The sequence below is a fragment of the Pseudomonas sp. G(2018) genome (genome assembly GCF_005502415.1).
Lineage (GTDB): Bacteria > Pseudomonadota > Gammaproteobacteria > Pseudomonadales > Pseudomonadaceae > Aquipseudomonas.
This window is the reverse complement of sequence record NZ_SCOO01000018.1, coordinates 23,791-36,595: the sequence shown is the minus strand read 5'-3', so window position 1 is coordinate 36,595 and position 12,805 is coordinate 23,791. Positions and strand designations below refer to the sequence as shown.

The 12,805-nt window shown below is 57.2% G+C and carries 16 protein-coding genes and 1 tRNA gene; 3 read left to right on the top strand and 14 right to left on the bottom strand.

Annotated elements, in window-relative coordinates:
- Positions 1 to 505: 505 nt before the first annotated feature.
- The 9 genes from FFS64_RS17940 to thrS form a co-directional block, all read right to left on the bottom strand.
- Positions 506 to 582, bottom strand: a tRNA-Pro gene (locus FFS64_RS17940).
- Between the two features lie 89 nt (positions 583 to 671).
- Positions 672 to 1,028, bottom strand: coding sequence for a MerR family transcriptional regulator (locus FFS64_RS17935; RefSeq protein ID WP_003179985.1), 357 nt, complete (start codon positions 1,026 to 1,028; stop codon positions 672 to 674).
- Positions 1,009 to 1,311, bottom strand: coding sequence for an integration host factor subunit alpha (gene ihfA / locus FFS64_RS17930; protein WP_002553164.1), 303 nt, complete (start codon positions 1,309 to 1,311; stop codon positions 1,009 to 1,011). The genes FFS64_RS17935 and ihfA overlap by 20 nt, the downstream gene beginning before the upstream one ends.
- Before the next feature lie 3 nt (positions 1,312 to 1,314).
- Entirely contained in the window at positions 1,315 to 3,696 is a 2,382-nt protein-coding gene (pheT, locus tag FFS64_RS17925) for a phenylalanine--tRNA ligase subunit beta (RefSeq protein WP_137806498.1), read from the bottom strand.
- A 26-nt stretch (positions 3,697 to 3,722) separates the two neighbouring features.
- Entirely contained in the window at positions 3,723 to 4,739 is a 1,017-nt protein-coding gene (gene pheS, locus FFS64_RS17920; protein ID WP_007940232.1) for a phenylalanine--tRNA ligase subunit alpha, read from the bottom strand.
- 109 nt (positions 4,740 to 4,848) lie between these two features.
- The gene (gene rplT, locus FFS64_RS17915; RefSeq protein WP_007905879.1) at positions 4,849 to 5,205 is read right to left on the bottom strand and encodes a 50S ribosomal protein L20; all 357 of its coding nucleotides are present in this window, start codon (positions 5,203 to 5,205) and stop codon (positions 4,849 to 4,851) included.
- Between the two features lie 28 nt (positions 5,206 to 5,233).
- Positions 5,234 to 5,428 carry a 50S ribosomal protein L35 gene (gene rpmI, locus FFS64_RS17910; RefSeq protein ID WP_002553160.1) on the bottom strand — a complete coding sequence of 65 codons (195 nt, stop codon included), beginning with the start codon at positions 5,426 to 5,428 and terminating at the stop codon, positions 5,234 to 5,236.
- A 60-nt stretch (positions 5,429 to 5,488) separates the two neighbouring features.
- Positions 5,489 to 6,040 (bottom strand): translation initiation factor IF-3, encoded by a 552-nt coding sequence (infC, locus tag FFS64_RS17905; protein ID WP_169843736.1) that lies wholly within the window; start codon positions 6,038 to 6,040, stop codon positions 5,489 to 5,491.
- Entirely contained in the window at positions 6,040 to 7,962 is a 1,923-nt protein-coding gene (thrS, locus tag FFS64_RS17900; RefSeq protein ID WP_137806497.1) for a threonine--tRNA ligase, read from the bottom strand. Before thrS ends, infC begins: the two co-directional genes overlap by 1 nt.
- A gap of 374 nt (positions 7,963 to 8,336) precedes the next feature.
- Between thrS and FFS64_RS17895 the strand changes: the two genes are divergently transcribed.
- Positions 8,337 to 8,639: a hypothetical protein gene (locus tag FFS64_RS17895; protein WP_137806496.1), complete on the top strand. Its 303-nt coding sequence runs from the start codon at positions 8,337 to 8,339 to the stop codon at positions 8,637 to 8,639.
- A 292-nt stretch (positions 8,640 to 8,931) separates the two neighbouring features.
- Positions 8,932 to 9,144, top strand: coding sequence for a cold-shock protein (locus FFS64_RS17890; protein WP_003179963.1), 213 nt, complete (start codon positions 8,932 to 8,934; stop codon positions 9,142 to 9,144).
- A 71-nt stretch (positions 9,145 to 9,215) separates the two neighbouring features.
- Here the strand turns inward: FFS64_RS17890 and FFS64_RS17885 are convergent, their stop codons facing one another.
- The gene (locus FFS64_RS17885) at positions 9,216 to 9,536 is read right to left on the bottom strand and encodes an I78 family peptidase inhibitor (RefSeq protein ID WP_137806495.1); all 321 of its coding nucleotides are present in this window, start codon (positions 9,534 to 9,536) and stop codon (positions 9,216 to 9,218) included.
- Positions 9,537 to 9,704: 168 nt separating this feature from the next.
- On the bottom strand, positions 9,705 to 10,010 hold the full coding sequence (locus tag FFS64_RS17880; protein WP_137806494.1) for a hypothetical protein: 306 nt from the start codon (positions 10,008 to 10,010) through the stop codon (positions 9,705 to 9,707).
- 132 nt (positions 10,011 to 10,142) lie between these two features.
- On the opposite strand from FFS64_RS17880, the gene FFS64_RS17875 reads away from it, so the two are divergent.
- On the top strand, positions 10,143 to 10,355 hold the full coding sequence (locus tag FFS64_RS17875; RefSeq protein ID WP_137806493.1) for a hypothetical protein: 213 nt from the start codon (positions 10,143 to 10,145) through the stop codon (positions 10,353 to 10,355).
- A gap of 33 nt (positions 10,356 to 10,388) precedes the next feature.
- Here the strand turns inward: FFS64_RS17875 and FFS64_RS17870 are convergent, their stop codons facing one another.
- From FFS64_RS17870 to rbsK, 3 genes are read right to left on the bottom strand one after another with little or no spacing between them, the layout of a single operon-like run.
- Positions 10,389 to 11,417 carry a nucleoside hydrolase gene (locus FFS64_RS17870; protein ID WP_137806492.1) on the bottom strand — a complete coding sequence of 343 codons (1,029 nt, stop codon included), beginning with the start codon at positions 11,415 to 11,417 and terminating at the stop codon, positions 10,389 to 10,391.
- A 37-nt stretch (positions 11,418 to 11,454) separates the two neighbouring features.
- A complete protein-coding gene (gene rbsD / locus FFS64_RS17865; RefSeq protein WP_137806491.1) occupies positions 11,455 to 11,859 on the bottom strand; it encodes a D-ribose pyranase in 405 nt (134 codons plus the stop codon).
- A complete protein-coding gene (gene rbsK, locus FFS64_RS17860) occupies positions 11,856 to 12,773 on the bottom strand; it encodes a ribokinase (protein ID WP_137806490.1) in 918 nt (305 codons plus the stop codon). The genes rbsD and rbsK overlap by 4 nt, the downstream gene beginning before the upstream one ends.
- Positions 12,774 to 12,805: the final 32 nt, after the last annotated feature.

Below are 12,805 nucleotides of genomic sequence, written 5' to 3'. Positions count from 1 at the left end.
ACCCAGTTCGGGCCTGCCTCCGAACACCAGAAAAATCGACCTCCCACAACGCTCATAATGCGACGATCTCCGCTCAAGCAATGCAACGTGATGGGTTCGCGCTTGCGCCGCCTCCTGAGACCATCTGACTGGCTCCACCCCCCCTCACTGCTGCGACAGGCACGGGAACTCTGCCAGCTGCAGGACGAAAACACCCACCGTAAGCGGTTGGTGATCGGCCTCGCCCTAATTTGTCATATCCTTCTGGTGGTGATCAGAAAAAATCTGAAGACAGCTAGTCGTGTCGATGTCAGCTAGCGCCCCCCAAGAGAAAATTCGCGAAGAGGAAGGATCGCAGCCAATACAATCAGAACTGATCAGCCTTGACAGGTCTCAACGCGACGAAGCCCCGAATGGCACTTTAAGAGCTTTTTGCTAACGGTGACCCAACGGTGACCAAAATGACTAAAGCCCAGAAACAACAAAGCCCGGTCGTCTCCGAACCGGGCTAAGTCATTGAAAAATATGGTCGGGACGGAGTGATTCGAACACTCGACCCCTAGCACCCCATGCTAGTGCGCTACCGGACTGCGCTACGCCCCGACTAGGCGTGAATCTTGTTCCTCTTCTCGAGGAACGCTCAAGAATATATCGCAAGCTTTTGAAAACTGGAAGTATTTAAAAGCAGGAATTTATTTCTTGAGGACCACCAGTACATCTTCGAGTTCGGCGATCATCTGGCGAATCATTTGCTTGTATTGCGTGGTGTCGTCTTTGGCTTCGTCACCGGACAAGCGCAAACGCGCGCCGCCGATGGTGAACCCTTGATCGTAAAGAAGCGCGCGGATCTGCCGGATCATCAGCACGTCCTGGCGCTGATAATACCGGCGGTTTCCGCGGCGTTTGACGGGGTTGAGTTGAGGAAACTCCTGCTCCCAGTAGCGCAGCACGTGCGGTTTTACCGCACACAGCTCGCTGACTTCACCAATGGTGAAGTAGCGTTTGCCTGGGATGACGGGTAGCTCGTCGTTATGACTTGGTTCCAGCATAAGCCTCAACTCGGGCCTTCAACTTCTGCCCTGGACGAAAGGTGACCACACGGCGAGCCGTGATCGGGATTTCTTCTCCCGTTTTCGGATTGCGGCCAGGCCGCTGGCGTTTGTCCCGCAGGTCAAAATTGCCGAAACCGGACAATTTTACCTGCTCGTTATCTTCAAGAGCGTGCCTGATTTCCTCGAAAAACAGTTCGACCAATTCCTTGGCTTCCCGCTTGTTCAGGCCCAGCTCTTCATACAGACGTTCCGCCATCTCAGCTTTCGTCAAAGCCCCCATACGTCACTTCCTTAACGTGGCGTTCAACCTTTGTTCGAGCGAGGTGAGGATGTTTTGCGTCGTGGAATTCACCTCATCGTCATTAAGAGTGCGCGATGGATGCTGCCAGGTCAAGCCGACTGCGAGGCTTTTTCTATCAGGATCAATGCCTTTACCCTGATACACGTCAAATAGCCTGAGGTCTGTCAGCCATTCGCCTGCATTTTCACGGATTACGTCCAGTACTGCCGCGGCTGCGACGTCTTTGTGCGCAATCAATGCCAGGTCACGACGCACTTCAGGAAAGCGCGACAACTCGTGGAATTTCGGCATTTTTCCGCTAGCCACTTCCGCCAGAACCAGCTCGAAAACAAACACTGGTCGATCCAGACCCAGGGTTTTCGACAATTCAGGGTGGATGGCACCGACGAAACCGACCAGTCGGCCCTCGCGCTCGATGCGCGCGGTTTGACCCGGGTGCAACGCCGGGTGCTTACCTGGCACGAAAGTGAAGGCATCCAGCGCACCGGCGAAGCCCAGTACCGCTTCCACGTCAGCCTTGACGTCGAAGAAGTCGACGACATCGCGACCTTGCGCCCAGCCTTCCGGCAGACGGCTACCGCAAACAACGCCCGCCAGCATCGGCTCTTGCTTCAGGCCTTCGAGCTGACCAACGAAACGCAAACCGCTCTCGAACAAACGAACGCGATCCTGCTGGCGGTTCAGGTTGTGCTGAAGCGCCTTGACCAGACCAGGCCACAGCGACGAACGCATGGCGGCCATATCGTTGGAAATCGGGTTGGCCAACAGCAACGGCTCGACACCCGGATTGAACAGTTCGAACTGTTTCGGATCGATGAAGCTGTAGGTGATTGCTTCCTGATAACCACGGGCAACCAGCAGGCGGCGCAGTTCAGGCAGATCGCTGCGGGCTTCGGCCTTGGCTTGCGGCGCCAGACGCGCTTGCGGGTAACGAACCGGCAGGCGGTTGTAACCGTACAAACGGGCCAGCTCTTCGATCAGGTCGACTTCCAGGCTGATATCAAAGCGATGGCTTGGCACTTCAACGCGCCACTGCCCTGCTCCCTCGGCAGAAATCTTCAGACCCAAAGCACTGAGCAGACGCTCGACTTCGGCCGAATCCATTTCCATGCCCAGCATCTGAGTGATGCGCTGGGCGCGCAAGGTTACTGGCGCGATCGACGGCAGGTGCTGCTCGCTGACGGTTTCGATGATCGGGCCGGCTTCGCCACCGGTGATGTCCAGCAGCAGGCCTGTGGCGCGCTCCATGGCTTCACGGGCCAGTTGCCAGTCCACACCACGCTCGTAGCGGTGCGAAGCGTCGGTGTGCAGGCCATAGGAGCGAGCCTTGCCAGCGACGGCGATCTGATCGAAAAACGCGCTTTCCAGGAAAATGTCACGCGTTGTCGCGGTGTTGACGCCGCTGTGCTCGCCACCCATGACGCCGGCAATGGCCAGGGCGCGAGTGTGGTCGGCAATCACCAGGGTATCGCTACGCAGGCTGACTTCCTGACCGTCGAGCAGTACCAGCTTCTCGCCTTCTTCAGCCATGCGCACACGGATGCCGCCATTGATTTCGGCGAGATCGAAAGCGTGCAGCGGTTGACCCAGTTCCAGCATCACATAGTTGGTGATGTCGACGGCAGCATCGATGCTGCGTACATCGGCACGACGCAGACGCTCGACCATCCACAGCGGTGTAGGCCTGGACAGGTCGACGTTACGGATCACACGACCCAGGTAACGTGGGCAAGCGGCAGGCGCCAGCACTTCAACCGGACGCACTTCATCATGCACAGCTGGAACGGCAGCAACCACTGGACGAGTGACCGGGGTGGCGTACAGTGCACCGACTTCACGGGCCAGGCCCGCCAGGGACAGGCAGTCGCCACGGTTCGGGGTCAGGTCGACCTCGATACTGGCATCGTCCAGGTTCAGGTATTCACGAATGTCCTGACCCACCGGCGCATCGGCCGGCAGCTCCATCAGGCCGTCGTTACCTTCACCGACCTGCAGCTCGGCTTGCGAACACAGCATGCCGTTGGACTCGACGCCACGCAGCTTGGCTTTCTTGATCTTGAAGTCGCCCGGCAGCTCGGCACCGAGGGTGGCGAACGGGATCTTCAGGCCAGGGCGCACGTTTGGCGCACCGCAAACGACCTGGAAGGTCTCCGAGCCATTGCTGACCTGGCAAACACGCAACTTGTCGGCGTCAGGGTGCTGCTCGGTACTCAGCACCTCGCCCACGATTACGCCACTGAATACACCGGCGGCCGGCGTAACGCTATCGACCTCAAGACCGGCCATCGACAGACGAGCAACCAGCTCGTCGCGACTTACCTGCGGGCTGACCCAGCCACGCAGCCATTGTTCACTGAATTTCATCCTGCTCTCCTAAGAATTCGTTACGACTAGCGAAATTGCGCGAGGAACCGCAAGTCGTTGTCGAAGAACAGACGCAAGTCGTTCACGCCGTAACGCAGCATGGCCAGACGCTCAACGCCCATGCCGAAGGCAAAGCCCGAAAATTCTTCCGGGTCGATCCCGGACATGCGCAGCACGTTCGGGTGAACCATGCCGCAGCCCATGACTTCCAGCCAGCCGGTCTGCTTGCAGACGCGGCAACCTTTACCGCTGCACATCACGCATTCCATGTCGACTTCAGCGGATGGCTCGGTGAACGGGAAGTACGAAGGACGGAAGCGTACTGCCAGTTCTTTTTCGAAGAACACGCGCAGGAACTCTTCGATGGTCCCTTTCAGGTCGGCGAAGTTGATATCGCGATCGACCAGCAGGCCTTCGACCTGGTGGAACATCGGCGAGTGGGTGATATCGGAGTCGCTGCGATACACACGGCCTGGGCAGACGATGCGGATCGGCGGCTGTTTCGATTCCATGGTGCGGACCTGTACCGGCGAGGTATGGGTGCGCAGCAACATGTTGGCATTGAAATAGAAGGTGTCATGCATCGAACGGGCCGGGTGATGGCCTGGGATGTTGAGCGCCTCGAAGTTGTGATAATCGTCTTCGACCTCAGGGCCTTCGGCAATGCCGTAGCCGATGTGGGTGAAGAACTGCTCGATACGTTCCAGAGTCCGGGTAACCGGATGCAGACCGCCTGAGGTCTGGCCGCGGCCAGGCAGGGTCACATCAATGGATTCGGCGGCGAGCTTGGCCGCAAGATCGGCCTCCTCGAACAACGCCTTGCGCGCATTGAGAACCTCTGTGACACGCTCCTTGGCAACGTTGATCAGCGCGCCGACTTGCGGACGCTCTTCTGCCGGCAAATTCCCCAGGGTCTTCATCACCTGAGTCAATTCGCCCTTTTTGCCAAGGTAGTGAACCCGGATTTGCTCCAGGGCATTGATATCTTCAGCGCTTTGCACAGCCTCTAGTGCTTGCGAGACGAGCGCGTCCAGGTTTTCCATGTACAGACTCCAGATACAAAATAGGGGAAGAGCTTGAAGGCTCTTCCCCTATTTATGACGTTTAACACCTGACCCCACAGATGTGAGGCCGGGTGACTGTCGGGGGTACTTAAGCCAAGGTGGCTTTAGCTTTCTCGACAATCGCAGCAAACGCCGCTTTTTCGTTCACTGCCAGATCAGCCAGAACCTTACGGTCGATCTCGATGGACGCTTTTTTCAGGCCGGCGATGAAACGGCTGTAGGACAGACCGTTGATACGAGCACCAGCGTTGATACGAGCGATCCACAGAGCGCGGAACTGACGTTTTTTCTGACGACGGTCACGGTAGGCGTATTGGCCTGCCTTGATTACCGCTTGCTTGGCAACACGGAATACGCGCGAGCGAGCGCCGTAGTAGCCTTTAGCAAGTTTCAGAATTTTTTTGTGACGTTTACGGGCAATGACGCCACGCTTTACACGAGCCATGAGTTACTTCCTCTATTCTTGACTAAAATTAACGAAGGCGCAGCATGCGCTCGACTTTTGCCACGTCAGACGGATGCAGCAAGCTGCTACCGCGCAGTTGACGCTTACGCTTGGTCGACATTTTGGTCAGGATGTGGCTCTTGAAAGCGTGCTTGTGCTTGATACCGTTAGCAGTTTTCAGAAACCGCTTAGCAGCACCACTTTTGGTCTTCATTTTTGGCATGTTCGGATACTCCGCATTCAGTTGATAAACATAATCAGAAGGCCTGCCGTGCCCTGTTGATTACTTCTTCTTTTTCGGGGCGATGACCATGATCAGCTGGCGTCCTTCCATCTTAGGATGCTGTTCGACCGAACCGTACTCAAGCAAGTCACCTTCAACTCGCTTGAGGAGTTCCATCCCCAGCTCCTGGTGGGCCATCTCACGGCCGCGGAATCGCAAGGATACCTTGGCCCTGTCCCCGTCACTCAGGAAACGTACCAGGTTGCGCAGTTTTACCTGGTAATCCCCTTCCTCCGTCCCTGGACGAAACTTGATTTCTTTTACCTGAATCTGCTTCTGGTTCTTCTTCGCCGCAGCAATCTGCTTCTTCTTTTCGAAGATCGATTTGCCGTAGTCCATCACCCGGCAAACAGGCGGGACGGCGTCGGCGGAGATTTCTACCAGATCAAGCTTGGCTTCTTCAGCAATACGAAGCGCTTCATCAATCGAGACGATGCCAATCTGCTCGCCGTCAGCGCCAATTAACCGAACCTCGCGTGCCGAGATATTCTCGTTGATCGGGGCTTTCGGTGCAGCTCGTTTATCTTGTCTCATTTCACGCTTAATAATAATTACTCCGAATCTTGGCGACCACGCCGGGAAACCGCTTGCGCGAGGAACTCGGCGAACTGGGCGACGGGCATCGAGCCCAGGTCAGCACCTTCACGAGTACGCACAGCGACAGTCTGCATCTCGACTTCCTTATCTCCAATAACCAAGAGATAGGGAACCTTGAGCAAGGTATGCTCGCGGATTTTAAAGCCGATCTTTTCATTTCTCAAGTCAGACTTGGCACGAAACCCGCTTTCGTTGAGAGTTTTTTCCACTTCGGCAACAAAATCTGCCTGTTTATCAGTGATATTCATGATCACTGCCTGGGTCGGCGCCAGCCACGCAGGGAATGCACCCTCGTAGTGCTCGATCAGAATTCCGACGAAGCGCTCGAAGGAACCCAGGATCGCCCGGTGCAACATCACCGGATGCTTGCGGCTGTTGTCTTCGGAGACGAATTCGGCGCCCAGACGGACAGGCAGGTTAAAATCGAGCTGCAAGGTACCACATTGCCAGACGCGGCCGAGGCAATCTTTCAGCGAGAATTCGATTTTCGGACCATAGAACGCACCCTCGCCCGGCTGCAGATCGTACGGCAGGCCCGCGCTATCAAGGGCTGCGGCCAATGCTGCTTCGGCGCGATCCCACAACTCATCGGAACCGACGCGTTTTTCCGGACGAGTGGACAGCTTCATTTCGATATCTTTGAAGCCGAAGTCGGCATAGACATCCATGGTCAGCTTGATGAACGCAGCGGACTCGGCCTGCATCTGCTCTTCGGTGCAGAAGATGTGGGCGTCATCCTGAGTGAACGCACGCACGCGCATAATGCCGTGCAGTGCACCCGATGGCTCGTTACGGTGGCAGGCACCGAATTCGGCCAGGCGCATTGGCAACTCGCGGTAGCTCTTCAGACCCTGATTGAACACCTGCACGTGGCAAGGGCAGTTCATCGGCTTGATGGCGTAGTCGCGGTTTTCCGACTGAGTGGTGAACATGTTGTCGGCGTAGTTGGCCCAGTGCCCGGATTTCTCCCACAGGCTGCGATCAACGACTTGAGGTGTCTTGATCTCCAGGTAGCCGTTGTCGCGCTGCACTTTGCGCATGTACTGCTCGAGCACCTGGTACAGGGTCCAGCCGTTCGGGTGCCAGAACACCATGCCCGGCGACTCTTCCTGCGTGTGGAACAGGCCCAGGCGCTTGCCGATCTTGCGATGATCGCGCTTCTCGGCTTCTTCGATGCGCTGGATGTAGGCAGCCAGCTGCTTCTTGTCAGCCCACGCAGTGCCGTAGACGCGCTGCAACTGCTCGTTCTTGGCATCACCGCGCCAGTAGGCGCCGGACAGCTTGGTCAGCTTGAAGGATTTCAGGAAGCGGGTGTTGGGCACGTGCGGACCGCGGCACATGTCGACGTATTCTTCGTGATAGTACAGACCCATGGCCTGTTCGTTCGGCATGTCCTCGACCAGGCGCAACTTGTAGTCTTCGCCGCGGGACTTGAACACTTCAATCACTTCGGCACGCGGAGTGACTTTCTTGATGACGTCGTAATCTTTCTCGATCAGCTGCTGCATGCGCTGTTCGATGGCCGCCAGGTCGTCCGGGGTGAAAGGACGCTCGTAGGCGATGTCGTAATAGAAGCCGTCGTCGATGACCGGACCGATGACCATTCTGGCGGTCGGGTACAACTGCTTGACCGCGTGGCCAACCAGGTGGGCGCAAGAGTGGCGAATGATCTCCAGCCCCTCTTCATCCTTTGGCGTGATGATTTGCAGCGTAGCGTCGCTGTCGATGATGTCGCTGGCGTCGGCCAGCTTGCCATTGACCTTGCCGGCCACAGTAGCCTTGGCCAGACCGGCACCAATGGATGCGGCGACTTCGGCGATGGAAACCGGGTGATCGAATGAACGTTGACTGCCGTCGGGAAGAGTAATAGTTGGCATGGCGCCTCCTCTCCTAGTGGTGACCCCTACCAAAGGTCACGTGGGTTGGGATGAGCCAGTACAAGATCCGATCCAGGCCATTCAATGACGAACGCCTGCCTTACAGCGGCAGGAGCCTTGCGGCCAACCGGAAAACCGAACCAGAGTGACTGGGATTCAAATCAGGATTATTCGGGCATCTGCCGCGACCGGGACTGAAGGTCGACCGGAGCCTGCAAGCGCCCGAGCCAGGCATGCTAGCACAGATGAACGGTCAGGGCGGCGTAGAGGTTTTCCGTCAGGGCAAATCCGCTGTTTTTATGCCAGAGTGCTGAACTTGATCGCCGTTTCCCCCCTCAGATAACAAGACATTGACCCACAAGGAGCATCCCGGCATGCGTCTGAATCGTTTGTTCGCTGTAGTCGCCCCCATCGTCCTGCTGCTGCCGCTGGCCGCCCACGCCGATTGGCCGAAGGGTGAGCGCGAGAAGTACATGGCGCAGTGCACCCAGGCCGCCACGCCTCAGATCGGCGCCGCGGCTGCAAAAGCCCACTGCGCCTGCGGAGCCGATGCCATCAAATCGTACCCCGCCAAGGACCTTCAGTCCCTGATGGATAACCAGGCCAGTGACGCCCTGAAACAACAGGCCCTGACCCAGATTTCCAAATGCAAGGCCACTAACCCGGCGAAAAAATAAGCCTCTCAAGACGCTGAAAAAGTGACTTGAGCCGATGAACGGCCTCTGAAAAGCGCTTTTTCCTACGATTTATGCAGGTTTTACAGGTTTTTTTATCGTCTTTACTTTCGGCTGAAAGCCTTTTAAAACGGGGCTTCCAGCCGTATCGGGCAACAAAGAATGTGCGACTGTAGGGCAAACGGCACCCGCGGGGGGCTCCCAAAGCGAACATTTCGACTATGATACCCCGGTGTGCCCAGTTGGCCTGAGCAGCACAGTACTACTGAAAATATATGTTTCTTGGAGATACACCATGTCTAATCGCCAAACCGGCACCGTTAAATGGTTCAACGATGAAAAAGGCTTCGGCTTCATCACTCCTCAAGGTGGCGGTGACGACCTGTTCGTACACTTCAAAGCTATCGAAAGCGACGGTTTCAAAAGCCTGAAAGAAGGCCAAACCGTTTCCTTCGTGGCTGAGAAAGGCCAAAAGGGTATGCAAGCTGCTCAAGTTCGCCCAGAGTAATTTCCAGGCGCGCTAAAAAAACCCCGTCCATGTGACGGGGTTTTTTGTGGGCAACGCAAAAGCCTGAATGATCAGCCGCAGTTGATGCGGATGACGACCCGATTGGCATCGGTGTTGAGGTTCAGACGATCGGAGCGATACTCCAGCGTCACCATGTCGGTAGGCAGGAGGAACCGCGCATTCTGTGCGCCAGCCCGTGTACGCGCCTGCTCCAGCAATTCAGGCGAAGCCTGTTTTCCAATGGCGAATTCGGCCGCTTTGGCATCGCAACGGCTGTGACCTGTGTCAGTCGTCGTTACAGGGTCTGTTGCCGACTCGGTGGTGGCAGTGCTGCAACCGGCCAGCATGGCAACGGCCAACAAGGTACCCAATGACGCGAGCTTCCAAGGCATGAAGCCTCCTTTTTTCGAGAGTTAAGCTGAGATCGTGCGACCGCCAATCCGGCGTTTGGTTTCACAAGGAGAGCCAGCGACCTGTCCTTGCGCCGCAGACAAACGGCAAGTTTGCCTGAGCATCGCCCTGCCCTTCATCCTTCAATCGTGACTGAATATGAACGATGCTCAATAGACATCAATGTAGTCGAAGGCCGGCTTCGGCCAGTTCTGCTTCAGCGCATTGAAAATCTGCATGACCCAGACCTCGTCGCTGGCCGCGACGCGCCCGACATAACCAGAGCCCTTGGCCCAGGTTTCCAGACGGAACAGAAGCCCGTCGATATCAGTACCACCCACGACTCCCGATGAAATATAGGCGATGCCGCCCTTGGTCACACGCAATTGCGTATGTTCATCGTCGCTGGCTGACGCCAACAGCTGACGCACGGAATCAAGGGTCAAACCGTCAGGTGTGTTCAAATCGATCTGCACTGCGCGGTCCTTGAAAAGTCATCAAAGACCAAGTGTCGCATAGCCTTCGAGTCATGCCTAAGTCGCAGTGCCAAACGCGCTGCAAAATGGTTAACTCGTTGCTCAGACTTTTCCGACCGCACGAGCGCCATCATGACCACCGTAAGCATCGACGCCAACATCACAGTCAAGTGGCCACAAGGCCACAGCTCCTATAGCCCGGGCAGTCCGGAAGAGCTGGCAATCATTGGTATCGATCTACTGGTCAAAGGATTGGGTACCGAAGCAGCCCGGCAATTTATCGCGCAAGTATTCGAAAAGTACGCGACCGATCACATGGGTTCAGCAAACACAGGCAAGGAATAAAAACCCGCAGGCCGCTACTTTCGGGCGTGAGGGCTACTTCAGGCGCGCCAGGCGTTCAGCCAGCAGATCGAAGAAGCCCTGGGCATCGCCGCTTTCAACCCAGAAGGCATTCTTCGGCGCTTTGAGGCCGTCATGCCAGTCGACGATGGTCTGGCCGAAAGACGGACCTTCATCACTATCCACCACAACGTTCACTTCGCGACCGCTGAACAGCTGCGGCTTGAGCAGATAGGCGATCACCGTTGCGTCGTGCACCGGGCCACCCGGGATGCCGTAGTGTTCCATATCGGCTTTGATGTATTCGTTCAGAATACTGACCACCAGCTTGCTGGCATTGTTATTCAATGCGGCGATCTGTTGCAGGCGCGCGTCACTGGTGAGGATCTTGTGGGTCAAGTCCAGCGGCAGGTAAGTCAGTTTCACCCCACTCTTGAGCACCACTTCGGCGGCTTGCGGATCGGCAAACAGGTTGAACTCTGCCACGGGCGTAATGTTGCCACCGTTGAAGTGCGCACCGCCCATGATCACCACTTCCTTGATGCCCCGGACGATTTCCGGCTCCTGGATCAGCGCCAGGGCAAGGTTGGTCTGTGGCCCCAACATGGCAAGGGTGATGCTATGGGGCTCGGCCGCCATCAGCGTGTCGATCAGGTACTCGATCGCATTGCCCTCGGCGAGGCCTTTCTTCGGCTCATGGACAGTGATGCCCGACAGCCCTTCCTTGCCATGGATATTCTCGGCATAGATGGGTTTGCGCATCATCGACTTCTTCGCTCCGGCGTAGACCGGCACCTCCTCGCGTCCTGCCCATTCACGGGCCAGCCGCGCGTTACGCGACGTCTTGTCCAGGCGCACATTGCCGGCGACGGTGGTCAATGCGCGGATGTTCAGCTCCTGCGGCGATGCCAGCGCAAACAGCAAGGCAACTACATCGTCGGCGCCGGGGTCGGTGTCGATGATCAAGTCGATCTTCTGCGCCGCGTGGGCGCCGGTTGTGGTTATCACGGACAAAAGCAGCAGGCTCCGAAGCAGATGAGGCAGTTTGCGGACATAACAGTACATGGCGCACTCCTTGTGCAGGGTAGAAAACAAGAGCGGGTCAGAACGTCACTCCGGCGACCAGCACGATGTTGCAGTACGGCTGGCATTCGCCAGTGCGCACGATCGCTCGGGCCTGCCGGCTGAGAATCTTGAATTGCTCATGACTGAGCAGCTCACGCTGCCCCAGGACACCCTTGGCATTCAGCTCATCCAGAGCAGCCAGTGCCGACGGTTTTTTTTCGAGGATTTCCCGGGCCATTACGTGGCTTTCAACCTGCATTTCGCTGAGTACGACTTTCAAGGTGCTGATGAAGTCCGGAATGCCGTGGGTCAAGGCCAGGTCGATCAACTCGACACCGGGTGGCACCGGCAGCCCCGCATCGCCAATCACCACGGTGTCGCCATGGCCCAGGGAAGCGATCAGCCGTGACAGGGCAACGTTGAGCAAAGGTGTCTTTTTCATGGAGTCTTGAATGCCTGCACTTCGAACAAGGAGGGAATCGAGGGTTGCGCACCGGCACGGGTGACCGATAACGCCGCGGCGACCTGGCCGAAACGGATCGCTTCAGCTTCGCTTTTACCGCCGGCCAGCGCAGCGGCAAAACCGCCGACAAACGTATCGCCCGCCGCCGTGGTGTCGACTGCCTTCACGGTCGATGCAGGGAAATGCTCGAAGCGTTGGCCATCGGCAAACAGCGAACCCTGGGCACCAAGAGTGATGATCACTTTGCCGGCCCCCAGTTCGATCAGGCGGGTTGCGGCAGCTTGCGCAGATTGCCGAGAGTCCACCGGCAAGCCGCTCAGGGCCGATGCCTCGCTCTCGTTGGGAATCAGATAATCGATATTCGCGTACCAGTGCGCTGGTAATGGACGGCTGGCAGGTGCCGGATTGAGGATCACGGTCTTGCCCAGTTCCCGACCGCGTTTGAGTGCGTGACCCACTGTGGCATCCGGCACTTCCAGCTGACAAATGATCACATCGGCGGATTGCAGAACCGAATCGAAACAGCCGACCACCGCCGGCGTCAATGCGCCGTTGGCACCGGCAACGATCACGATCGCGTTCTGGCTGTTGTCGTCCACCACAATCAACGCCACGCCACTGGATCCGTCCACGGTGCTGACGGCCTGACAATCGATCTGCTCAGCCAACAGGGCGGCGCGAAGTTCTTCGCCATAGGCATCACTGCCCACGCAGCCGACCATCGACACCTGGGCCCCCAATCGCGCGGCAGCCACGGCCTGATTCGCGCCCTTGCCGCCGGACACCGTGGCAAACGAATGACCGATCAACGTTTCACCACCCTGCGGCAGCCGCGGCGCCCGAGTCACCAGGTCCATGTTCAGGCTGCCAATCACCACTACTTTTGCTGGCATACATTGCTACTCATTTGTTCGGTTTCATCAGG

Coding starts and splice junctions, on each gene's coding strand:
- FFS64_RS17935 (WP_003179985.1), bottom strand. CDS start 1,028: ATGCTGGAACCAAGTCATAACGACGAGCTACCCGTCATCCCAGGCAAA.
- ihfA (WP_002553164.1), bottom strand. CDS start 1,311: ATGGGGGCTTTGACGAAAGCTGAGATGGCGGAACGTCTGTATGAAGAG.
- pheT (WP_137806498.1), bottom strand. CDS start 3,696: ATGAAATTCAGTGAACAATGGCTGCGTGGCTGGGTCAGCCCGCAGGTA.
- pheS (WP_007940232.1), bottom strand. CDS start 4,739: ATGGAAAACCTGGACGCGCTCGTCTCGCAAGCACTAGAGGCTGTGCAA.
- rplT (WP_007905879.1), bottom strand. CDS start 5,205: ATGGCTCGTGTAAAGCGTGGCGTCATTGCCCGTAAACGTCACAAAAAA.
- rpmI (WP_002553160.1), bottom strand. CDS start 5,428: ATGCCAAAAATGAAGACCAAAAGTGGTGCTGCTAAGCGGTTTCTGAAA.
- thrS (WP_137806497.1), bottom strand. CDS start 7,962: ATGCCAACTATTACTCTTCCCGACGGCAGTCAACGTTCATTCGATCAC.
- FFS64_RS17895 (WP_137806496.1), top strand. CDS start 8,337: ATGCGTCTGAATCGTTTGTTCGCTGTAGTCGCCCCCATCGTCCTGCTG.
- FFS64_RS17890 (WP_003179963.1), top strand. CDS start 8,932: ATGTCTAATCGCCAAACCGGCACCGTTAAATGGTTCAACGATGAAAAA.
- FFS64_RS17885 (WP_137806495.1), bottom strand. CDS start 9,536: ATGCCTTGGAAGCTCGCGTCATTGGGTACCTTGTTGGCCGTTGCCATG.
- FFS64_RS17875 (WP_137806493.1), top strand. CDS start 10,143: ATGACCACCGTAAGCATCGACGCCAACATCACAGTCAAGTGGCCACAA.
- FFS64_RS17870 (WP_137806492.1), bottom strand. CDS start 11,417: ATGTACTGTTATGTCCGCAAACTGCCTCATCTGCTTCGGAGCCTGCTG.
- rbsD (WP_137806491.1), bottom strand. CDS start 11,859: ATGAAAAAGACACCTTTGCTCAACGTTGCCCTGTCACGGCTGATCGCT.
- rbsK (WP_137806490.1), bottom strand. CDS start 12,773: ATGCCAGCAAAAGTAGTGGTGATTGGCAGCCTGAACATGGACCTGGTG.